The organism is Veillonella sp. 3310, assembly GCF_003999875.1.
GTDB lineage: Bacteria > Bacillota > Negativicutes > Veillonellales > Veillonellaceae > F0422.
This window is the reverse complement of record NZ_RQVJ01000001.1, coordinates 448,032-469,666: the sequence shown is the minus strand read 5'-3', so window position 1 is coordinate 469,666 and position 21,635 is coordinate 448,032. Positions and strand designations below refer to the sequence as shown.

Annotated in this window: 19 protein-coding genes; all 19 read left to right on the top strand. The window is 40.4% G+C overall.

The window, feature by feature from the left end:
• The first annotated feature begins 326 nt into the window (after positions 1-326).
• Positions 327-1,718: a 23S rRNA (uracil(1939)-C(5))-methyltransferase RlmD gene (gene rlmD / locus EO127_RS02320; RefSeq protein WP_127447853.1), complete on the top strand. Its 1,392-nt coding sequence runs from the start codon at positions 327-329 to the stop codon at positions 1,716-1,718.
• 220 nt (positions 1,719-1,938) lie between these two features.
• The gene (locus EO127_RS02315) at positions 1,939-2,178 is read left to right on the top strand and encodes a GlsB/YeaQ/YmgE family stress response membrane protein (RefSeq protein ID WP_127447852.1); all 240 of its coding nucleotides are present in this window, start codon (positions 1,939-1,941) and stop codon (positions 2,176-2,178) included.
• Between the two features lie 186 nt (positions 2,179-2,364).
• Complete coding sequence (locus tag EO127_RS02310; RefSeq protein ID WP_127447851.1) at positions 2,365-3,711, top strand: anaerobic C4-dicarboxylate transporter; 1,347 nt, start codon at positions 2,365-2,367, stop codon at positions 3,709-3,711.
• A 91-nt stretch (positions 3,712-3,802) separates the two neighbouring features.
• A complete protein-coding gene (locus tag EO127_RS02305) occupies positions 3,803-5,086 on the top strand; it encodes an APC family permease (RefSeq protein WP_127447850.1) in 1,284 nt (427 codons plus the stop codon).
• Between the two features lie 379 nt (positions 5,087-5,465).
• Positions 5,466-6,719, top strand: coding sequence for an N-acetylmuramoyl-L-alanine amidase (locus EO127_RS02300; RefSeq protein WP_127447849.1), 1,254 nt, complete (start codon positions 5,466-5,468; stop codon positions 6,717-6,719).
• 3 nt (positions 6,720-6,722) lie between these two features.
• Positions 6,723-7,277 (top strand): GerMN domain-containing protein, encoded by a 555-nt coding sequence (locus tag EO127_RS02295; protein WP_127069191.1) that lies wholly within the window; start codon positions 6,723-6,725, stop codon positions 7,275-7,277.
• A gap of 112 nt (positions 7,278-7,389) precedes the next feature.
• Positions 7,390-8,931 carry a glycine betaine ABC transporter substrate-binding protein gene (locus EO127_RS02290; RefSeq protein ID WP_127447848.1) on the top strand — a complete coding sequence of 514 codons (1,542 nt, stop codon included), beginning with the start codon at positions 7,390-7,392 and terminating at the stop codon, positions 8,929-8,931.
• Complete coding sequence (locus EO127_RS02285; RefSeq protein WP_127447847.1) at positions 8,932-9,660, top strand: ABC transporter ATP-binding protein; 729 nt, start codon at positions 8,932-8,934, stop codon at positions 9,658-9,660.
• A gap of 247 nt (positions 9,661-9,907) precedes the next feature.
• Positions 9,908-11,863 (top strand): thiamine-phosphate kinase, encoded by a 1,956-nt coding sequence (gene thiL, locus EO127_RS02280; RefSeq protein WP_127447846.1) that lies wholly within the window; start codon positions 9,908-9,910, stop codon positions 11,861-11,863.
• Positions 11,864-12,026: 163 nt separating this feature from the next.
• Entirely contained in the window at positions 12,027-12,500 is a 474-nt protein-coding gene (gene tsaE, locus EO127_RS02275; protein ID WP_127447845.1) for a tRNA (adenosine(37)-N6)-threonylcarbamoyltransferase complex ATPase subunit type 1 TsaE, read from the top strand.
• Positions 12,497-13,285, top strand: a complete 789-nt coding sequence (gene tsaB, locus EO127_RS02270) for a tRNA (adenosine(37)-N6)-threonylcarbamoyltransferase complex dimerization subunit type 1 TsaB (protein WP_127447844.1) — start codon at positions 12,497-12,499, stop codon at positions 13,283-13,285. The genes tsaE and tsaB overlap by 4 nt, the downstream gene beginning before the upstream one ends.
• Positions 13,285-13,737, top strand: a complete 453-nt coding sequence (gene rimI, locus EO127_RS02265) for a ribosomal protein S18-alanine N-acetyltransferase (protein WP_127447843.1) — start codon at positions 13,285-13,287, stop codon at positions 13,735-13,737. The genes tsaB and rimI overlap by 1 nt, the downstream gene beginning before the upstream one ends.
• Positions 13,734-14,774, top strand: coding sequence for a tRNA (adenosine(37)-N6)-threonylcarbamoyltransferase complex transferase subunit TsaD (gene tsaD / locus EO127_RS02260; protein ID WP_127447842.1), 1,041 nt, complete (start codon positions 13,734-13,736; stop codon positions 14,772-14,774). The genes rimI and tsaD overlap by 4 nt, the downstream gene beginning before the upstream one ends.
• Positions 14,767-16,227, top strand: coding sequence for a sensor histidine kinase (locus tag EO127_RS02255; protein ID WP_164742258.1), 1,461 nt, complete (start codon positions 14,767-14,769; stop codon positions 16,225-16,227). Before tsaD ends, EO127_RS02255 begins: the two co-directional genes overlap by 8 nt.
• Positions 16,205-16,777 carry an ANTAR domain-containing response regulator gene (locus EO127_RS02250; protein ID WP_127447840.1) on the top strand — a complete coding sequence of 191 codons (573 nt, stop codon included), beginning with the start codon at positions 16,205-16,207 and terminating at the stop codon, positions 16,775-16,777. Before EO127_RS02255 ends, EO127_RS02250 begins: the two co-directional genes overlap by 23 nt.
• 174 nt (positions 16,778-16,951) lie before the next feature.
• Positions 16,952-17,230: a co-chaperone GroES gene (gene groES / locus EO127_RS02245; protein ID WP_126938549.1), complete on the top strand. Its 279-nt coding sequence runs from the start codon at positions 16,952-16,954 to the stop codon at positions 17,228-17,230.
• A 42-nt stretch (positions 17,231-17,272) separates the two neighbouring features.
• A complete protein-coding gene (gene groL, locus EO127_RS02240; RefSeq protein WP_127069181.1) occupies positions 17,273-18,901 on the top strand; it encodes a chaperonin GroEL in 1,629 nt (542 codons plus the stop codon).
• Positions 18,902-19,185: 284 nt separating this feature from the next.
• On the top strand, positions 19,186-20,655 hold the full coding sequence (locus EO127_RS02235) for a catalase (protein ID WP_177427627.1): 1,470 nt from the start codon (positions 19,186-19,188) through the stop codon (positions 20,653-20,655).
• 530 nt (positions 20,656-21,185) lie between these two features.
• On the top strand, positions 21,186-21,605 hold the full coding sequence (locus EO127_RS02230; protein WP_127447839.1) for a DoxX family protein: 420 nt from the start codon (positions 21,186-21,188) through the stop codon (positions 21,603-21,605).
• The last annotated feature ends 30 nt before the right edge of the window (positions 21,606-21,635 follow it).

Here is a 21,635-nt window from a genome sequence, read left to right as displayed (position 1 = left end):
TCAATGCACTAGAACATAAGACGGACTAGTTTAGAAAAAGAAGTGTAATACATAGGCATATAGCATCCATGATGGAGGCTGTATGCTTTTTCTTTTTTGAGAAGAGCAGGTTATAGGACGAAATGAACTGGTTTTACTAACGATGAGCCTTGTTCAATAGTAGGCTCATTGAATGTTAAAATTGTTTTAAAAGACTTTGAGGTAGAACAAAATGAGTTGCTTTTACTAACGATGATGTTGGAATCCGTATTAAGAACACCTAAAAAATGATATAATAAAAGGAAATACATTGATAAAACGATTACATTGTGTATAAGGATATATAGATGAGCGAGAAGAAGAAACAACAGAAGGCACCAGTGTGCGTTGGAAATACATATACCATTACTATTCACGGCACGGGTAGTAGTGGCGAAGGAGTAGGCAGATACGAAGGATTTACCGTATTTGTGCCCTATGCATTGCCCAATGAAACGGTACAAGTAAAAATTAATGTAGTTAAGAAAAATTATGCCGTAGGTGACATCGTATCGGTTATGACACCGTCTGCAGAGCGAGTATATCCGCAATGTGAAGTATATGGCAATTGTGGAGGCTGCCAATTACAACATGCATCCTATACAGAACAATTGCGACTAAAAACAGAATCTGTAAAAGCTGTCATTGAACGTATTGCTAAATGTGATCCAGAGTTAGTATTACCTTGCATAGGCCCCAAGGCTCCTTGGCGATATCGTAATAAAATGCAAATGCCTGTAAGTGGCACCATCGGCAACATCCGCATGGGCTTTTATCAAAAAGGTTCCCATAGCATTATCAATCACGAGCATTGTCCTATCCAAGATGCGGGCAATGATGAGATTCGAAAAGTTTGCTATGAAGCCATGAACGAATTAGGTATCGAGCCCTATGATGAGCACTCTGAAAGAGGCATCATACGCCATATCGTTGGACGTATTGGGAAAGACGAATGGATGGTTATCCTTGTGAGTCGCACCGCTAGTATTCCTCGTGAAACGGAATTGGTGGAGCGCATCGTAACTGTGTTGCCACAGGTGACATCTATCGTAGTGAATCACAATCCAAAACAAACGAATGTGATTTTAGGCCCTACGAATCGTACCATCTATGGGAAAGATCAAATTACAGATTATATTAAAGATTTGTCCTTTCAGTTATCACCGCATTCTTTCTTTCAAGTCAACCCAGAACAAACCACTGTGTTGTACGACACAGCCTTAGAATTTGCAGACTTGAAAGGCCATGAAACAGTGATTGACGCTTATTGTGGAACAGGAACTATTTCTTTGTTCTTGGCGCACAAAGCAAAGCACGTCATCGGTATTGAAATCGTTGAGCCTGCTATTGTAGATGCGAAAAAGAATGCAGAACGAAATGGATACACTAATACAGAATTTATCGTAGGCGATGCAGCCGTTGAAATGCCTCGCTTGTATAAACAAGGTATCGAACCTGACGTCATCGTATTCGACCCTATCCGTGCAGGTTGTAAAGAAGACGTGCTGCATGCAGCTATCGGTATGGCACCACAGCGTATCGTCTACGTGTCGTGCAACCCATCCTCTATGGCACGAGATATAGAAATCCTTACGAAGTATGGCTACAAATTAGTGAAAGTCCAACCAGTAGATATGTTCCCGCAGACATATCATACTGAGGCCGTATCTTTGCTTACTAGGAGCGAAGCGACGCAGTAAGCATTAGAGCGGCCCATGTCAGGGATGTCCAAGAATTCGAGCGAAGCGAAGAAGGAATGGAAACAGCCTACGACTGAGGCCGTATCTTTGCTTACTAGATGAGAAGGAAATTTGATTAATCACAACAGTTGATGTAGAATACAATTAAGTTTTTCGTTATAGAAGCTACTAAATATAGTGCTTCTATATAAATATATACAATTTATAAAGGAGGGGTAGTATGATTTGGTCATGTATTATTGGTGGATTTATAGGATTTTTAGCAGGAATCATCACTAAAAAAAGAGGCTCTATGGGCATTATTGCTAAGGTTGTAGCAGGTTTATTAGGATCCTCAGTAGGGCAGGCAATTTTTGGCACTTGGGGACCAAGTTTAGCTGGAATGGCCTTAATTCCTTCAGTCATCGGCGCAGTGATTGTTATTGCTGTGGTATCCTTTTTCTTTGGAAAGAAAAAGTAAAAATTCCGAATTGCTGATGATTTAGATAATGTAGAAAAGTGTATTAAGCTTTTTATCTCTGTAAACCATAACCAACTTTCATGTAAAATATATCCTATAGAAGAGGTTTATCACTGTTTTTATTGAGTCACTTGCCGTATAATGATTACGGCAAGTGTTTTTTATTAGAAAGGATTGAGTAATTTCATGATTATTTTATTCGGATTTATTCTATTGTTAGCTTGCTTAATTGTTGGTGTAAGACACGGTGGCTTAGGATTAGCTGCTGTATCTGGTATCGGTCTTGCTATTTACGTATTCGTAATTGGTCTTGTGCCGGGTAAACCACCAATTGATGTAATGCTAACTATCATGGCAGTGGTAACATGTTCTGGATTTTTACAAGCCTCCAAAGGGTTGGATGTTATGCTTGTATACGCAGAAAAATTTCTTCGTAGTAATCCAAAACAAATTACTATTTTAGCGCCTATCACAACATGGTTCTTAACTGTGTTATGCGGAACAGGTCACGTAGTATATACGATGTTCCCAATTATCTATGATATTTCTATCAAAGAAGGAATTCGTCCAGAACGACCAATGGCGGTGGCATCAGTGGCATCCCAAATGGGGATTTGTGCGTCACCAGCTTCAGTAGCTGTAGTGTCCATGGTGGCTATGTTGGGAGCTGTCAATTTCCACGCTAGTGTAGTGACAATCTTATCTATCACGATTCCAGCTACATTTGCTGGCGTTATTATAGCCGGTATCTGGAGTATGCGCCGTGGTAAAGAGTTGGCTAATGACCCTGAGTTCCAAGCTCGCATTCAAGATCCTGAGCAACGTGCCTATATCTATGAAGAAAATAAAGAAGCTAGTGTTGTGAAAGAACTTCCTCGCACAGCATATTGGGCAACTATCATTTTCTTACTTGGTATTTTAGTCATCGCTCTATTCGGTAGTTTCCCTAACCAATTATTGCCATTAGTTCCTAATGCAAAAGGTTTATGGAAACCATTGTCTATGACTCCTACTATTCAAATTGCAATGCTTGTAATGGCAGCATTAATTCTTCTTGTATGTAAAGTAAAAGTAAGCGATGTAACTAGTGGATCTGTCTTTAAATCTGGTATGATTGCCGTTGTATCTGTATACGGTGTAGCTTGGATGGCAGAAACCTACTTTGGTGCATATATTCCACAATTTAAAACGACTCTATCTACTATTGTAGTAGAGCATCCGTGGACCTATGCTATTGTATTGTTTATTATTTCTAAGCTAGTAAATTCTCAAGCAGCAGCACTTGCTATCGTAGTGCCTATGGGTTTAAGTGTTGGTGTAGAACCATTGATTATACTTTCTTTCATTCCTGCATGTTATGCGTACTTTGTATTGCCAACATATCCGTCTGACTTAGCATGTATTGGATTTGACCGTTCTGGTACAACGCGCATTGGTAAATTTGTTATTAATCATAGCTTTATTTTACCAGGTCTAATCGGAGTATTCACAAGCTGTGTTGTAGGTTATTTTATTGCTCACGCATTGTTTTAATATGACGTGAAAGTATGTGTATATCTTATGGATATACATTCTAGTAGTACAATTGTAAGCATTGAAAGGCGACAGTTTAGGAGAAAGTAGTATGTTAAATAACAAGCTAGGCCTTATGAGTATCATACTCTTAGGGGTAAATGCAATTATCGGTACAGGAATCTTCCTGCTTCCAGGTAAAGCGGCTGCATTAGTAGGCGTAAATAGTTTATGGGTTATCGTATTCGATGCGCTATTGGTTATGTCTATTGCCTTATGCTTTGCTGAAATGGGCGGTATGTTCAATAAGAACGGTGGTCCGTATGTGTATGCGAAAGAAGCTTTTGGTAACTTCGTAGGCTTTGAAGTAGGTTTTATGAAATGGGCCATCGCTACAATTGCTTGGTCTGCTATGGCTGTTGGATTTGCTACCGCTCTGGGGGCAGTATGGGAACCAGCAAGTACAGAAATGGGGAAAAATATCATCGCTACATTGATAATTGTGGTACTTGGTATCATGAATATCATGGGGGTTAAGATTTCTAAAATCATCAACAATATCGTAACTATTGGTAAATTGTTGCCGTTGATTTTCTTTATCCTAGTAGGTATTTTCTATGTGAAAGGTGTTAACTTCGCGCCAATGGAATCTGTACCAGACATGACACAAGCCAGCTTTGGTGCGGCAGCATTGATTATTTTCTATGCTTTCACAGGATTTGAATCCATTGCAGTAGCGGCGGAAGATATGGAAAAGCCTGAACGCAATGTACCGAAAGCGATTATTCTTGTGTTAACACTAGTATCTATTGTGTATATCTTAATCCAAGCAATTTGCATTGGTATTATGGGGGATGCTCTTGTAACTTCTAAAACTCCAGTGGCAGATGCGGCGTTCGTATTTATGGGACCTTTAGCGAAAGCTATTGTTACAGCGGGTACACTGATTTCTATCGGCGGTATCAATGTAGCATCTTCTTTCTTGGCGCCACGTTCTGGGGTAGCTATGTCGGATGATGGATTGATTCCTAAAGTAGTGTCTAAACGTAATAAAAAAGATGCTCCTTATGTAGCGATTATCGTCACTGTCGTATTTGCTGTTGTATTATCTTGGACTGGTAGCTTTGAAAAATTGGCAGCTATCTCCGTAGTATCTCGTTTTGCGCAATACTTGCCTACTTGCTTAGCAGTACTTGTATTCAGAAGCAAACGCCCAGATATGGCTAGAACATTCCGTGTTCCATTGGGACCAGTGATTCCAGTATTAGCAGTTGTAGTTAGTATTTGGTTAATCACTCAATCTTCCTTGGAAAAAGTATTCTGGGGACTTGGCGGTTTAGTAGTAGGTGCTGTATTGTACTACATTATGAACCGTAACGGAAAACAAACAGCGTAGCCGCTAAAATAATAAATTTATAACTTATTTGTAGATTACTAATATTAGAGGTTTACAAGTAGATTATGAATGCTCGAGTGGTACGTTCTAAGTAATAAATACATATAAAAAGTAGGAAACATAAGTAGGTAATGTAGTCAATGGTGATGAAAAAAGCCTGCTTATGTTTCTTTTGTATAGGAGTGAATGTTAGCCATAGGTTGACGATGAGAGAGGATACTTTCAAATCAAAAGGATAGGAAACAGCTGTGATTTGGATGAAATTAGAAAAAAGAATAATTTTCACTAATTTTTCATGTATGGACTTGGTAAGTGTGGTATAATTAAGATACTGTCTAAAGGAAAACTATCCAGTGCAACATAGATTGGAGTGAGATATTTGCGTAAGTTATTTGCCCTTTTGGGTATGTTAGTATTGGTGTTACCAGTCCTATTTGGAGCCACAAAGGCTGCAAATGTGACAGATCTTCATTGGGTGACGAGAAATGATGCGCCCATCCCTTTTGTGAGAATGGTCTTTAGCTTGTCTAGCCCCGTTCATGCGACGGCATCTATTAGTGCCAGTGGTACATCTACCACATTGGTTTTGAAAAATGCTACGCTTACAGGGATACCTACATCGATTGTGATGGACGATGGAATTGCAAAGAGTGCCACACTTTCACAGTCAGGATCAGATACGGTAGTGAAAATTGAAACACCGAAGGCCATCGATGTAGAAGATTTGAAAGTATTTACCCTAAAAAAAGATACAGTTAATAATAAACCATATCGCATGGTGGTGGATATTCAGAAAAAAGGAGTAGCTCCACGGGAGAATTATTACGGTAAAAAGCCAGTAGCTCCAGTGGCTGATAAAGCACCAGCTAAGGAACCACCAAAAGCAGAGGTAAAACCTACTGCAAAAGCAGCGGAAAAACCAACGGCTAAACCGGCTACACCGAAGTCGAATCCACCAGCTAAAACGGAGTCTAAACCAGCACCGAAGCAACAGATTACATTGCCCACAGTGCCTGAAAAACCAATTCCACAAGTGGTCAATTATCGAGCCACAGGTGGTATTAGTGGTAAAACTATCGTATTAGACCCAGGCCACGGTGGAAGTGATCCAGGTGCCATTGGGCCAACGGGATTACAAGAAAAACAAGTGACTTTGCCTATCGCTGAGTATTTAAAATCTATCTTAGAAGCAAAGGGCGCTAAGGTCATCTTGACTCGTACTACAGATGTGGATGTGTATGGTCCACATGCGAGTGGTGTGGATGAATTACAAGCCCGTGTCAATGTGGCGAATGGTAATCAAGCTGATGCATTTATTAGTATCCATATTAATTCTTTTTCAAATCCCAATGTAGGTGGTATCGCTACTTATTATTTTGATGGATCTGAGCAGTCGAAAAAATTAGCTTCTTCTGTACAAGGTCAGATTGCTGATCATAGTGGATTTAATGGTGATCGTGGTATTCAACCAGGCAATCTTTATGTATTACGACACTCTTTTATGCCATCTATATTGGTAGAGTTAGGGTTTATTTCAAATCCTAAGGAGGAAGGTCATTTAAAAGAATCATCTACACGACAAGCATTTGCTAATGAATTAGCGAAAGGTTTGGAACTATATTTTGGAGGTTAATTCATGAAACAATCATTACGCTATGGCTTAGTGGCTATGATGAGCGTATGTGTCATCGCATTGGCAGGTTGTAATTCTCAAGATTTGAAAGTAGATTTAGGGAAACAAACAACAGCACAATCTTCTGCGTCGCAAGATAAGAAGTCGATGGATAAAATGACAAAAATTGTGGTCTATGTACCGCGACAAGATGGGAAGGGCGTAATGCCACAACCGCTTACGATAGATAAAGAGCGTAAAACGGTAAAAGATGCCATAAATTTGATGATTGAGCAAGATGGTCGTGCTGACTATCCAGTCTTTGCAAAAGGCACAAAAGTAGTAGAAACGGCGAAACATGATGATACAGTTACCGTGGTATTAAATGATGACTTTTTGCAGGATGCAACAGGTTTAACAGCTACTCTTCGTATCGCAGCTATTGTGAATACGGCTGTAGAATTTGATGGTGTACATAAAGTGTATGTTAAGGTAAAAGGAGTGACCTTACCTACCTATGGCAACATTGATTTAACGCATCCATTAAAACAAATGAAAGATAAGATCGTAAAAGATTAAGTAGTATGTTGGGGGACTCTTAGCAAAGAGCCTCCAACATTTTTATACCTTGAATTCATGGTAATTTAGTATGAAAATAATCTACCAACATATTGTAGAAAGGGAGGATTTGATGATACAAAATTTATTAGAAGAGTTAGGCAAGAACGGATCATTTTATTTACATTTATTATTGGAGCATATAGGAATTACCTTTACAGCAGTTATTATTGCCACGATTTTGGGGTTGGCTATTGGGGTATTCATCGCACAAAAACAGAAACTGGCTAATTCGGTTATATCTGTGGTGAATATTGCATATACAATCCCTTCTATTGCCTTGTTAGGGTTTCTGATTTCTTTCACAGGAGTAGGGAATACAACAGCGATCATTGCTCTTACTATCTATGCGTTATTACCTATTGTGCGCAGCACTTATGTAGGGATTACCACCATTGATCCAAAAATTATTGAGGCTAGCCAGGCTATGGGTAGCACAGATAGCCAAATTTTATGGAAGATACAGTTGCCACTAGCATTCCCTGTTATCTTTGCAGGTATTATGAATATGGTGACCATGACCATTGCCTTAGCGGGGATTGCCTCCTTTGTGGGTGCAGGTGGGCTAGGTGTTGCTATTTATCGTGGGATTACCACTAATAATGAAGTGCTCATCTGGATTGGGGGCATCCTCATTGCTGTATTAGCCTTGGTGATTGATGGCATACTAAGTGTGATTGGTAAGTTGGTGGAAGAACACAAGGTGCATACGATTGTGAATAAAAAAGTAGGCTATGCATTGGGTATTCTCTTAGTGATTATTATAGGTATTGTAGGGATGCAACAGTATAGTAAAAGTGATACCATTCACATCGCATCAAAACCAGTATCGGAAGGATATATCTTGGCAGAGATCGTGGGGACGCTCATTGAGGCAGATACCAACCTAAAGGTCGAATATACCCATGGTGTAGGGGGTGGCACCTCTAATATTCATCCTGGTATGGTGCGAGGCGATTTCGATATGTATCCGGAGTATACAGGAACATCTTGGCAAATCGTGTTGAAACATAAGGAAGACTACAAGAACGACAAGTTTCCTATGTTGAGTGCAGAGTATAAGGACAAATATCATTTCTTATGGAAGGGTATGTTTGGTTTTAATGATACCTATAGTATTGGCATTCGAGCGGACCTAGCGAAGGAATATGGCATTAAAACGTTTACTGACTTGGCTAAGTATGCAGGACAGTTAACATTTGGAGCAGAATATGACTTCTTTGAACGAGAAGATGGTTATAAAGCGTTAGCTAATGCCTATAATTACCATTTCAAAAAAGTAGTAGATATGGATAATGGGTTAAAATACCAAGCCTTATTTGATAAGAAAATTGATGTTATGACTGTATTTACTACAGATGGTCAGTTGTCTGATCCACGGGTTGTTGTGTTAGAGGACGATCGAAATTTTTATCCAAGTTATATGGCAGGTATGGTCGTTCGTGAGGAAATATTGCAGAAACATCCTGAGTTAGAGGCCGTGTTACACCGTTTAGATGGTATTTTAGATGAAAGTACCATGGCACAATTAAATAAAAAAGTAGAGATTGATAAGGAAGATCCGAAACAAGTGGCGAAGGAATTTTTACAATCTAAAGGATTGGTGGTGAAATAAATGAATCAAATTATAGAGTATAAACATATTGGAAAGTCCTATCAAGGTAAATGGGTGGTAAGAGACTGTAATCTGTCTATCAATGAAGGAGACTTTCTTTGTATTGTAGGCACATCTGGGTCAGGAAAGACGACGCTGTTAAAAATGATTAATGGATTGATTGTACCGGATGAAGGAGATATTACTATTTTTGGAACTCGTGTCATCGATCAAGATATAATTTCCTTGCGTAGAAAGATTGGCTATGCTATTCAAGGAGATGGATTATTCCCACATATGACGGTAGCAGACAATATTGGGTATGTGCCTAAATTAGATGGCGTACCAAGAGGAGAAGTGGATACTATCGTAGATCGTATGCTTTCATTAGTGGGATTACCATTGGATAGTAAAGAAAAGTATCCTAAGGAATTATCTGGAGGTCAACAGCAACGAGTTGGTATCGCCAGAGCCTATGCTAACTCACCGAAGATATTACTCATGGATGAGCCGTTTGGTGCGGTGGACTCTATTACGAGATATCAACTGCAAGAAGACTTGAAGAAAATTCACAAACAAACTGACTGCACTATTGTATTCATTACCCATGACATGCACGAAGCTTTCAAGCTAGGCACACATATCCTTGTCATGCACGAAGGGAAAATACAACAATACGGAACCACCGAAGAAGTAAAGAACCATCCGAGCAATGACTATGTGAAACAGTTGGTGGAGATGACGAGGTAGTGTTACATAGTTAATGAAGATGATGAGGCAGAGGCACATAATTTGCAATCACATAATGAAAGGGGACTCTTATAGGAGTCCCTTTTATTTTTGTTATCCTTTAGGCTCTAGTATGGTACAATAAGAGCAACATGTATAGAGAAAGTGATATATAAATCGTATAGTTTAGTTGAAATAGTTTTGTTTCATTAGTCTGTGAGAATAGATAATTAGTTAATGACATGTATAAAAGAGACGAGGTGGTACGATGCACAAGGATCCCTTTGAGGAATATATACGGCAAGGAGAATCCAACCAGTATGAAAAAGCCCAAGCCTGGAAGACTGCCATTGGTTTGCAAGCGGTTGATGGCTTAACGCCGTCTGCATACTTGGTAGAACTAGCAAAGAAGAATATTGAGGGAGAGATGTCTCTGCAGGCTCTTCATACACTATTGGAAAATTATTACGAATCTTATCAAAACCCTAAAGATAGAACCGCAGAGGCGGATATAGTATCACTTCGGATTTCGGAATTGTTGTTAGAAAAAGCATTCAGTTTTACACCTAGCGAGTATCTATCGATTCATAGGCGATTGTTTACAGATATCTATCCTTATGCAGGCACTATGCGAAATTACAATATGACAAAAAAAGAATGGATTCTCGATGGTGATACGGTGACTTACGGCAGTGTATCTGAATTAGGGGCGACCTTACTCTATGACATAGAGCAAGAAAAAAGTTTTTCTTATGCGAACTTAGATATGTCAGAGAGTATTCATCATTTGGCAACTTTTGTTGCCAAATTGTGGCAGATTCATGTGTTCGGTGAAGGGAATACGAGAACGACGGCAGTATTTTTTATTAAATATCTTCGCACCCTAGGTTTTACGGTGACGAATGATATGTTCGCCAACCATGCGTGGTATTTTAGGAATGCTTTGGTACGTGCCAATTATCAAAATTTGAAACTGGGTGTGTATAGAACAACAGAGTATTTAGAACGTTTCTTGCGGAATGTGTTGTTAGACGAAGATCATGTGTTATCGAATCGGAGTATGCATATTCATAATGGTAATGGTAAGAATAATATCAACAACACTGACGATACTAATGGGAATAATAAGAGTAACAATAACTTGCGAGAAAGTAGCATAGAATATACTATTGATAGAGATACGATGCTACAAGACAATGTAAATAAGGATATAAAATATACTATAGAGAGTAATTCTAATGTATGCAAACCTATGACGCCTAGGCTCGATGAATTTGCTCTTATAGACAAACTAACACAACACACTATTAATGATTCTACATACGTAAAGGTCGGAGTCGGCGATGATTGTGCTGTGTATGATACTCCTCATGATGTAGATCAACTGGTGAGCACGGACATGATGGTGGAAGGGGTTCACTTTAGTGAAAGCACCACATCTCCGTTTGACGTAGGCTATCGTTTGGGGGCAGCGAACATCAGCGACATTGCAGCGATGGGTGGCACGCCACGGCATATGGTGGTTTCCATCGCAGTACCGAAGGAACGACATACGGCCTATGTAGAAGCAGTTTACAATGGGTTGCGTAACATCTGTGCAGACTACGATGTGAATATCATAGGTGGAGACACGGTGTCAACGGAGGGGCCTTTTGTGATTTCCGCCACAGTTTTTGGAGATGTTCCAAAACATCAATCTGTTTTACGCAGTGGTGCTCAGGACAGTGATGCAGTGTTTATCACGAATTATTTGGGATTATCCTATGTGGGTCTCCTCAGTTTACTAGAGGGTAGCAAGGAGTATCCGGTGAGTCAGTCTGTTCATCAACGGCCCATTCCTCATGTGGAATGTGGTATAATAGCAAGAGACTTAGGTGCCACGTCTATGAACGATATCAGTGATGGCTTGTCCAGTGAGCTCAACGAGATTGCTAAAGCATCGCAGGTGACCATTTACGTCGATGAAAGTACTTTACCTATCCATCCAGAGGTGCAGGCCTATTGTGAAAGTAAGGATATGAGTCCATACTTTCCTATGTGGACGGGAGGCGAAGACTTTCAGCTAGTGGGGACTATTCCAGCTGAGAAAGCAGATAGCTTGCCAAGTGAGACTTTTACCATTATTGGGTATGTCAAAGCAGGCAGTGCACAGGTATTAGTAGACCGTGATGGACAATGGATGACAGTGGAACCTAAAGGATATAATCATTTATCTAAGGCATAAGTAGTTAGCTGATTGACAATATGGTTACTCATAGAGCGATGTGAAAAATATTTAATTGTTATAGTGAGATAATATATAATAGTGGAATGCGCCTATATCATGAGTTAGAATCGTTAGAAATGCAACGTATAGATTAATAAACGATATAATATAAAGGATTAATATGAGTAGTATACAATATACAACACATTCCGTAGAGGAAACGTTGGCCCTAGGTCATAACCTAGGGAGATTTATGAAATATTATGAAGGCCCTATCTGTATTGCTTTAGATGGTACATTAGGGGCGGGAAAAACGCATTTTTCTCAAGGTATTGCCAAAGGTTTTGGGGTCACAGAAGAAGTGACAAGCCCTACGTTTGCCTTGATGAATACCTATGAAGTAGATGGAATCTATTTGTATCATTTTGATTTATATCGAATGGATTTGGTAGAAGAGTTGGAAACTATCGGCTTTTACGAATATACAGAGGAAACGAAGTCTGTTGTAGAATGGGCTAGTAAGTTTACGGACGAATTGCCAGATACGACGGTATGGATTGAAATTACCATCGATGATGATGGGTCTCGTCAGTTTGCAGTTCGGACAGATTTACTTTCAGTAGATGAATTACAACGCATAGGAGAGTACCTATGATTTTAGGAATCGAAACGAGTAGTGCCATTGCCAGCGTGGCGGTAGGAAATGACAAAGAAATACGGAGTGAACTCATTGTACAGGCAGGGCTTACGCATTCTGAACAATTAGTGCCACATATCGAAACAGTGCTGACAACGGGGAAAGTGAAGAAATCTGATATTACCGGCATTGCAGTAACTATTGGACCTGGTTCGTTCACAGGATTGCGTATTGGCTTGGGCACGGCGAAAGCCTTGGCATATGCTTGGAATGTGCCTGTTGTGGGCGTGCTCACCACAGACGTATTGGCACAAGGATTTATGTACTCAAATTATCGTGTGTGTACCGTTGTGGATGCGCAGAAAAAGCAAGTCTATGCCCGTCAATATGAGTGGAACGGTACAACTATAGATGCCTTGGATTCAGTGGAAGTTCATCAAGTGCCGGAATTGCTAACATCCTTAGTGAAATTATGTGAGGAACATCCAGTGGTGATTGTAGGAGATGGCCTGAAACGTCTGGAAAAAGAATATGCTCTAGGCATAGAAGAAGGGCGTATTGACCCTATGAGACTGGTACTCGGGCATGAATCAAAGCAACGACCACGGGCCTCTCATGTAATTCAAGTAGCATTGCCACAATTCGCAAATGGAAATATCCCTGAGGCACAGTCCATTGAGCCATTCTACATTCGTAAATCGGAGGCGGAAGTGGTCTGGGACGAGAAAAATAAAGACATGTTGGCTACAGGTACCTACATAGAACCTACGGTAGTAGTCCGTGAAGCGGCAGGTGAACGATAATGGTCACATTACGAGAAGCCTTACGAAGTGATATTGAAGGTATCTACGAAATAGAACTGGCCTGTTTTTCAACCCCTTGGTCGAAAGAGGCTTTATTAGATGATTTAGAAGTAGAAGATAAGCTATACCTCGTGGCAGAATTGGAAGATGGAAAAATTGTTGGCTATGCAGGATCATGGTTAGTCTTGGATGAAGGACAGATTACGAATATTGCTATTCATCCTGAATATCGTCGTGCAGGTTATGGAGCTAAAATGACTCGTAAATTAACACAAATGCTCCGTAAACGAGGTATGAAACATATTTTTTTAGAAGTGCGTGTCTCCAATATTGCTGCTCAAGCGATGTATCGTAGATTGGGTTTTACTGCAGTAGGAGTACGCAAACAATTTTATTCAGATCCAATAGAAGATGGATTGATTATGACGAAAGAAATGGAGGAACTGACATGAGTATCTACACATTAGCTATTGAAACTAGCTGTGATGAAACATCGGCAGCGGTGTTGCAAGATGGTAGAACAGTCATTTCTAATGTGATTTCCAGTCAAGTTCCTATACATAGAAAATTTGGCGGTGTCGTGCCAGAAGTAGCATCCCGTCATCATATTGAACAGATTATGCCAGTTATCTACCAAGCTTTGGAAGATGCGAATGTAACATTAGAGGATATAGATCATATTGGTGTCACTTATGGGCCAGGTTTAGTAGGGGCTTTGTTGGTAGGTGTATCGGCGGCGAAAGCGTTATCCTTTGCAAAAGACATTCCCTTAGTAGGTGTTCATCATATGGAAGGGCATATCTTTGCAAACTTCTTGTTACATCCTGATTTAGAACCGCCTTTCTTGTGCTTAGTTGTATCTGGTGGGCATACTATGATCGTTCATGTCACAGATTATGAAAGCTTCCAGGTACTGGGACAAACACGTGATGATGCGGCAGGTGAAGCCTTTGATAAAATTGCTCGTGTATTAGGTTATCCTTACCCAGGAGGGCCACATATTGATGGGTTGGCGAAAGAAGGTAATCCGGAGGCTATCGAGTTTCCACGGCCTTTATTGGAAAAAGGAAATTTTGACTTTAGTTTCAGTGGTCTGAAGTCAGCTGTTCTTAACTACATCAATGGAAAACAACAAAAAGGTGAATCTATCTGCCATGAAGATGTGGCAGCATCCTTTCAAAAGGCCATTACAGATGTATTGGTAGAAAAAATGAAAGAAGCGGCTCATACCTTGGGAGAAACGAAGATTGCCTTGGCTGGCGGTGTATCTGCGAATAGTGGATTGCAACGAGATTTACAGGCTATGTGTGAAGCAGAAGGATTGACATACCTCACAGCGGGATCGATGTTGGCTACCGACAATGCGGCCATGATTGGATGTCGAGCTTACTATATGGCACAAGCTGGCAAATTCAGCAATTACACATTGAATGCAAAACCGTCCATTCCATTGGGCAGCGATTTGTGGAAAGGAAACCAATATGGCTAGTTGGAAAGACATCCTAGACAAAGAAACCGATTTATATCCTACACAACAGGCTTTACTATTGCAATTTTCTCAGCGATTAAACTTTGGTAAAGCCATCAGTGAACAAGGGGTGTCCCTCTTAGTGCAAGCTAAGGACGGACACCTTTTACTCAGCGGAGCGTTAGATAACGGTCATACGGGAATGGTACAGAAATACGAAGTGCCTATAGACCATCCTATGCAGCAGATATTAAGTAGTGGTAAACCTTACGCAGGTATCATGGATTGGGAAGAACCTACGGATACAGGGTCCACCATCGAGTCCTACTATGCCTATGCATATCCTATCGTAGATAATGGGGGGAAGTGTATTGGGGCCTGTGCATTCACGAATCCTGTGTCTGAAGTGTATTCCAACCGTTATGACGAGTTCATGTCCATTGTGTCACAGACGACATTTCAAGGTATGTTGGTGCCACAATTGCAGCAACCAGAGCTGTATGAAGGAATTTCCGTCTTAGATGGGATCCTTTTTTTTGAGCAAGATGGAACCATACTCTATGCGAACCGAGCGGCTAAAAAGCTAGGGGACATCTTTGGTATCGATCGACGATTACAGGGAACATCCATTTACAGTAGTACTTTGAAAGTAGGCCGTATCAAAAAGGCCTTAGAAGATAGGGTGGGCACCATTGATGAAGAATTGTATGGTGATATCGCTCTGCGACAAGTGATGATTCCCGTTGTTCTTGGGGTGAAATGGAAACGTGGCATTTTAGTCTTACAAGATAAAACAGAATTACGTAAGCGAGACCAAGAATTACTGGTGAAAAACTCTGTCATTAAAGAGGTGCACCATCGTGTGAAAAATAATTTGCAATCTGTGGCAGGTTTACTGCGCATGCAAAGCCGTCGCAGTGGGTCTGATGATGTGAAACAAGCCTTACAAGACAGTATTCATCGGATTGAAAGTATGGCTCTGGTCCATGAAATTGTATCGAATTTTGATGAAGATTATGTAGCGTTGCGCAGTATTATAGAAGAATTGTGGCGCTTATTGCGACAAGGTTTGGGTTCTTCTGAACAACGGATCGACATGGAATACACAGGAGATGATATCATCATGTCATCTCACAAGGCCAGCTATGTGTCCTTGGTACTGAACGAACTGTTCTCCAATCTTTTTAAACATGCTTTCAAAGATAGAATGGAAGGACAAGTGCAGGTAGAGGTGCGAGAGGTGATGGATCAAGAGAATCGTGATATGTTGAACATTATCATCACCGATACAGGTTGTGGTTTGCCAGAGAATTTTGAAGACACTAGACAACGACGATTAGGATTGCAGATTATTGATAATCTAGTGCGGAATGAACTGGATGGAACGATTTCGTGGACATCCAAGGGAATAGGGACTGTCGTAGATATTTGGATTCATAAAGGAGAAGAGTATGCGCGTCTTACTAGTAGATGATGAGTCGCTGATTCGCATGGACTTGCGAGATATATTAGAAAGCCAAGGTCATACTGTTGTAGGGGAAGGTGCTAATGGAGTAGAAGCCATTCAACTATGCCAAGGCCTTGCGCCTGACATAGTGCTCATGGATGTGAAGATGCCTGAGTTAGACGGCATTGAGGCAGCGCGGCAAATCCGTCACAAGCGATTGGCGCCGGTGGTGCTATTAACGGCGTACAGCCAAGATGATTTAATTCAAAAAGCATCCCAATCTGGGGTATACGGCTATTTGATTAAACCTTTGCGGGAACCAGACTTAGGTCCAGCGCTGCAGATGGCTATGGGTCGCTTTCAAGAAGAACGGGATTTGCTAGAACAGGTAAAAGGTTTAACAAGTTCCTTAGAAGAACGAAAATATGTGTCGAAAGCGACAGGCATATTGATGGATCTGCACGGATTTTCTGAGGAAAAGGCGTACGAAAAAATACGAGCTTTCAGTATGGATAAACGTATTAGCCTAGTGGAAACGTGTAAAAAAATTATCGCAGCCCATGAGGCCAAATCATAAAATAATTATTGTGGCCCATGAAGCAAAGTTTTAACTATGAAAAAGTATTTGGTCAAAAAGTCAAAAAGGACTTGCAAAAATTTAAAAATGATTTATAATAATACTTGTGATTAGCACTCACTCTTATTGAGTGCTAACATCGATATTATAGTGTATAAGAGAAGAGGTATAACAATGAAACCATTAGGCGATCGTGTCATTATTCGTGTATTAGAAGTAGAAACAAAAACGGAAAGTGGTATCTTTTTAGCATCTTCCACAAAGGAACGTCCATCTGAAGGTACAGTTATCGCTGTGGGTCCTGGTAAATTATGTGATAATGGCGAACGTGTAAAACCAGAAGTAGAAGTGGGCAATACAGTTATGTTCTCCAAATATGCTGGTACTGAGTTCAAAATTGATGGTGTTGACCATTTAATCATCAGCGAAAAAGATATTTTAGCAGTATTATAATCTGACCAAAGAAGGGGACGACCCCATATAGGAGGCTATACAATGGCAAAAGAAATTTTATTTAACGAAGAAGCACGCCGTGCATTAGGCCGTGGCGTTGACCAATTAGCAAATGCTGTAAAAGTAACATTAGGACCTAAAGGTCGTAATGTAGTGTTAGAGAAAAAATTTGGCGCTCCAACAATCACTAACGATGGCGTGACTATCGCTCGTGATATTGAACTTCCAGATCCATTTGAAAATATGGGTGCACAATTAGTGAAAGAAGTAGCTACAAAAACTAACGATGTAGCTGGTGACGGTACTACAACAGCAACTGTATTAGCACAAGCTATGATCCAAGAAGGTATGCGCAATGTAGCTGCTGGTGCAAATCCAATGATCCTTAAAAAAGGTATCGAATTAGCTGTAAAAAAATTAGTAGCTGAAATTCAATCTAAAGCGATTGACGTAAACGGTAAACAAGACATTGCCCAAGTAGCATCTGTATCTGCAGCTGATGAAGAAATCGGCGCATTGATCGCAGAAGCAATGGACCGTGTAGGTAACGACGGTGTTATCACTGTGGAAGAATCTAAAACATTACAAACTGAATTGAACGTAGTAGAAGGTATGCAATTCGACCGTGGTTATTTATCTCCTTACATGGTAACTGACCCAGATAAAATGGAAGCTGTTGTAAACGAACCATTAATCTTAATCACTGACCGAAAAATCTCCGTAATCGCTGATTTATTACCAGCCCTTGAAAAAGTGGTAAAACTAGGTAAAGAACTTGTGATTATTGCTGAAGATGTAGATGGCGAAGCATTGGCTACATTAGTAGTGAACCGCCTTCGTGGAACATTAAAAGCAGTAGCTGTGAAAGCTCCTGGTTTCGGCGACCGTCGTAAAGCTATGTTAGAAGATATTGCTATCTTAACTGGTGGTGTTGTGATCAGTGAAGAAGTGGGCTTGAAATTAGAAAATGTAGATTTAGAACATTTGGGTACAGCTCGTCAAGTTCGCATCACAAAAGATGAAACGATCATCGTTGACGGCAATGGCAACAAAGACGTAATCGCTCGTCGTGTAGCACAAGTTCGTGCGCAAGCAGAAGAAGCGACTTCTGAATTCGACAAAGAAAAATTACAAGAACGTTTGGCTAAATTGTCTGGCGGTGTAGCTGTTATCGAAGTAGGTGCAGCAACAGAAGTAGAATTGAAAGATAAAAAACTTCGTATCGAAGATGCATTGAATGCTACTCGTGCAGCTGTGGAAGAAGGTATCGTTGCAGGTGGTGGTACTACATTGATCGACATCATCCCAGCATTAGACGGTATCGAAGCAACTGGCGACGTATTGACAGGTGTAAACCTTGTGCGCCGTGCAGTGGAAGAGCCTCTTCGCCAAATCGCTTATAATGCAGGTTTAGAAGGTTCCGTGGTAGTAGAACGTGTAAAATCTACTGAAAGCGGCATCGGTTTCAATGCATTAACAGAAGAATATGTAGACATGGTAAAAGCTGGTATCGTGGACCCTGCTAAAGTGACACGCTCTGCCTTGCAAAATGCAGCATCCATCGCAGCATTGGTATTAACTACTGAATCTATCGTAGCAGACAAAGTAGAAGAAAATGCGCCAATGATGCCTCCAATGCCTCCAATGGGTGGTATGGGCGGTATGATGTAATCTCAGATTGCATCCGTGGATCGCAGTATTGACTAAGTAAACATTATGGGGACTATGAAAGAATAGGTGACTATTCTTTCGTGGTCCCTTTTTGTTATTTCACAGATTGATAATGTTATAGTTTGTAACATCAAAAATAATATAAATTAATGGAAAATCATTATTGACAATGTATAGAAAAAGTTCTATAATGAGTTCATGAGTTAACGGATAATTATTATCCGTTGTAATAATTATAGGTTTTAATTTTATTATAAATGTATAAGTTTACAAAGGAGAAAGTTATGAAAGAAGAAAAATTGACAACAGCCTTTGGCGCCCCTGTGCCTGACAATAACAACAGTGCCACAGCTGGAAAACGTGGTCCTGTATTGATGCAAGACGTGTGGTTGATGGAAAAGTTAGGCCACTTCGCTCGTGAAGTGATTCCTGAACGCCGTATGCATGCGAAAGGATCTGGTGCGTTTGGTACTTTCACAGTAACAAATGACATTACAAAATATACGAAAGCAAAAGTGTTCTCTGAAGTGGGCAAACAAACTGATTTGTTCGTACGTTTTTCCACAGTAGCTGGCGAACGTGGTGCTGCTGATGCAGAACGAGATATCCGTGGTTTTGCTGTGAAAATGTACACAGAAGAAGGTAACTGGGATTTAGTAGGCAACAACACACCAGTATTCTTCATTCGCGATCCATTGCAATTCCCAGACTTGAATCGTGCAGTAAAACGTAATCCTGAAACTAACTTACGTGATGCCACTGCAAACTGGGATTTCTGGACTAGCTTGCCAGAAGCAATGCACCAAATTACTATCGTAATGAGTGATCGTGGTATTCCTGACGGATATCGTCATATGCATGGTTTCGGTTCCCACACATATAGCTTAATCAATGCAAATGACGAGCGCGTATGGGTTAAATTCCACTGGGTATGCCAACAACCAATTAAAAACTTAACTGAAGAAGAAGCATCTGCGATTATTGCAAATGATCGTGAAAGTGCACAACGTGACTTATTCGACGCTATCGCTAAAGGTGATTTCCCTCGTTGGAAATTGTACATCCAAGTGATGACAGAAGAACAAGCAGAAGCACTTCCATATAACCCATTCGACCTTACAAAAGTATGGTATAAAAAAGACTTCCCATTAATCGAAGTAGGGGTAATGGAATTGAATCGCAACCCTGAAAACTACTTCCAAGATGTAGAACAAGCAGCGTTTGCTCCATCCACAATCATTCCTGGTATTGGATTCAGTCCTGACCGCATGTTACAAGGTCGTTTGTTCTCCTATGCAGATGCGCAACGTTACCGCTTAGGTACAAACTATCCATCCATTCCTGTGAATGCGCCTAAATGCCCATTCAATTCTTACCATCGTGATGGACAAGGTCGTGTAGATGGCAACCATGGTGCGACTATTGGATATGCTCCAAATAGCTTTGGCCAATGGGCTAACCAACCACAATACAAAGATCCAGGATACGACGTATCTGGTAAAGCATACCAATACGACTTCCGTGAAGATGATTCCGATTACTACACACAACCTGGTAAATTGTTCCGTCTCATGACTCCAGAACAACAACAAGTATTGTTCAAAAATACAGCGAACAACATGGCAGGAGTTCCATTGTTCATCCAAGAACGCCATGCAAAACATTGCTATGCATGTGACCCTGCATATGGTGAAGGCGTAGCGAAAGCATTGGGAATTACAGTAGATTTCTCTACACCTGCTGACATCGGATAACACTTGAAGCGCTATTTGTCTATGGCGTTCCTTTGAAAATAGTATAATCGTAGGAGTGCGACACATTCCCTCACAAACGGTATTTCATAATGTTTGTTCGGGAACATGTCGCACTCCTTTTGCATTGTCATGACTTTGTCGGAAGGAACACCATAGGCTTCTACACGCAACTACGTTCAAAGGAAGGTTTGGGAACATGTCGCACTCCTTTTGTATTGTCATGACTTTGTTGGAAGGAACAGCATAGGCTTTTACACACAACTACGTTCAAAGAAAGGTTCGGGAACATGTTGCGGTCTTTTTGTGTTAGTATGATTTGGATGAAAGGAACGTCATAGACTGTTATGTGCAACTACGTTCAAAGGTTGGTTCTAGAGCATGTAGCAATTGTATTAATCTATTGTTACTATGATATAAGGTGTAGAATTATGAATAGATTTGTACTTAGGAGAGTGGTACGATGTTATGGTATACTTATGTATGTTAGTTCATTATTTGTAGGAAGATTTATTTAGGGAAGGGATATAATTATGGTTCATTTTTTGTTGCGTGGTAAACCTACGTATGTTAACTTTGGAATATTGGTGTTGAGATTAGCTTTAGGAATCTCTATGGCTTATCATGGATATTTGAAGTTTTTAGGCGGTGCATCTGGGTTATATAAGGTAGGTGCTATGTTGGCAGCCTTAGGAGTACCTGGATATTTCGAATTTTTTGGTGCGATGGCTGCAATTTGCGAGTTCTTAGGTGGTACTTTGGTTGCCTTTGGATTATTTACTCGATTAGGATCCTTATTGTTGGCTGGAGTTTTATTTACGGCTACGCTTCTTCATGTAGATGCAGGATTTTTTGCTTGGGATTATCCGTCACAAATGGGATTTTCTGCATTAGCTATATTCTTTATGGGTGGTGGGCGATATAGTGTGGATTGTTCCCTGTTCGGGAAGTAACATGTTGTGCTATGTAGCCTGTGGTATTCT

What these genes read in the sequence shown, in the direction of transcription:
- rlmD (WP_127447853.1), top strand. Translation starts at nt 327, where the DNA reads ATGAGCGAGAAGAAGAAACAACAGAAGGCACCAGTGTGCGTTGGAAAT.
- EO127_RS02315 (WP_127447852.1), top strand. Translation starts at nt 1,939, where the DNA reads ATGATTTGGTCATGTATTATTGGTGGATTTATAGGATTTTTAGCAGGA.
- EO127_RS02310 (WP_127447851.1), top strand. Translation starts at nt 2,365, where the DNA reads ATGATTATTTTATTCGGATTTATTCTATTGTTAGCTTGCTTAATTGTT.
- EO127_RS02305 (WP_127447850.1), top strand. Translation starts at nt 3,803, where the DNA reads ATGTTAAATAACAAGCTAGGCCTTATGAGTATCATACTCTTAGGGGTA.
- EO127_RS02295 (WP_127069191.1), top strand. Translation starts at nt 6,723, where the DNA reads ATGAAACAATCATTACGCTATGGCTTAGTGGCTATGATGAGCGTATGT.
- EO127_RS02290 (WP_127447848.1), top strand. Translation starts at nt 7,390, where the DNA reads ATGATACAAAATTTATTAGAAGAGTTAGGCAAGAACGGATCATTTTAT.
- EO127_RS02285 (WP_127447847.1), top strand. Translation starts at nt 8,932, where the DNA reads ATGAATCAAATTATAGAGTATAAACATATTGGAAAGTCCTATCAAGGT.
- thiL (WP_127447846.1), top strand. Translation starts at nt 9,908, where the DNA reads ATGCACAAGGATCCCTTTGAGGAATATATACGGCAAGGAGAATCCAAC.
- tsaE (WP_127447845.1), top strand. Translation starts at nt 12,027, where the DNA reads ATGAGTAGTATACAATATACAACACATTCCGTAGAGGAAACGTTGGCC.
- tsaB (WP_127447844.1), top strand. Translation starts at nt 12,497, where the DNA reads ATGATTTTAGGAATCGAAACGAGTAGTGCCATTGCCAGCGTGGCGGTA.
- rimI (WP_127447843.1), top strand. Translation starts at nt 13,285, where the DNA reads ATGGTCACATTACGAGAAGCCTTACGAAGTGATATTGAAGGTATCTAC.
- tsaD (WP_127447842.1), top strand. Translation starts at nt 13,734, where the DNA reads ATGAGTATCTACACATTAGCTATTGAAACTAGCTGTGATGAAACATCG.
- EO127_RS02255 (WP_164742258.1), top strand. Translation starts at nt 14,767, where the DNA reads ATGGCTAGTTGGAAAGACATCCTAGACAAAGAAACCGATTTATATCCT.
- EO127_RS02250 (WP_127447840.1), top strand. Translation starts at nt 16,205, where the DNA reads ATGCGCGTCTTACTAGTAGATGATGAGTCGCTGATTCGCATGGACTTG.
- groES (WP_126938549.1), top strand. Translation starts at nt 16,952, where the DNA reads ATGAAACCATTAGGCGATCGTGTCATTATTCGTGTATTAGAAGTAGAA.
- groL (WP_127069181.1), top strand. Translation starts at nt 17,273, where the DNA reads ATGGCAAAAGAAATTTTATTTAACGAAGAAGCACGCCGTGCATTAGGC.
- EO127_RS02235 (WP_177427627.1), top strand. Translation starts at nt 19,186, where the DNA reads ATGAAAGAAGAAAAATTGACAACAGCCTTTGGCGCCCCTGTGCCTGAC.
- EO127_RS02230 (WP_127447839.1), top strand. Translation starts at nt 21,186, where the DNA reads ATGGTTCATTTTTTGTTGCGTGGTAAACCTACGTATGTTAACTTTGGA.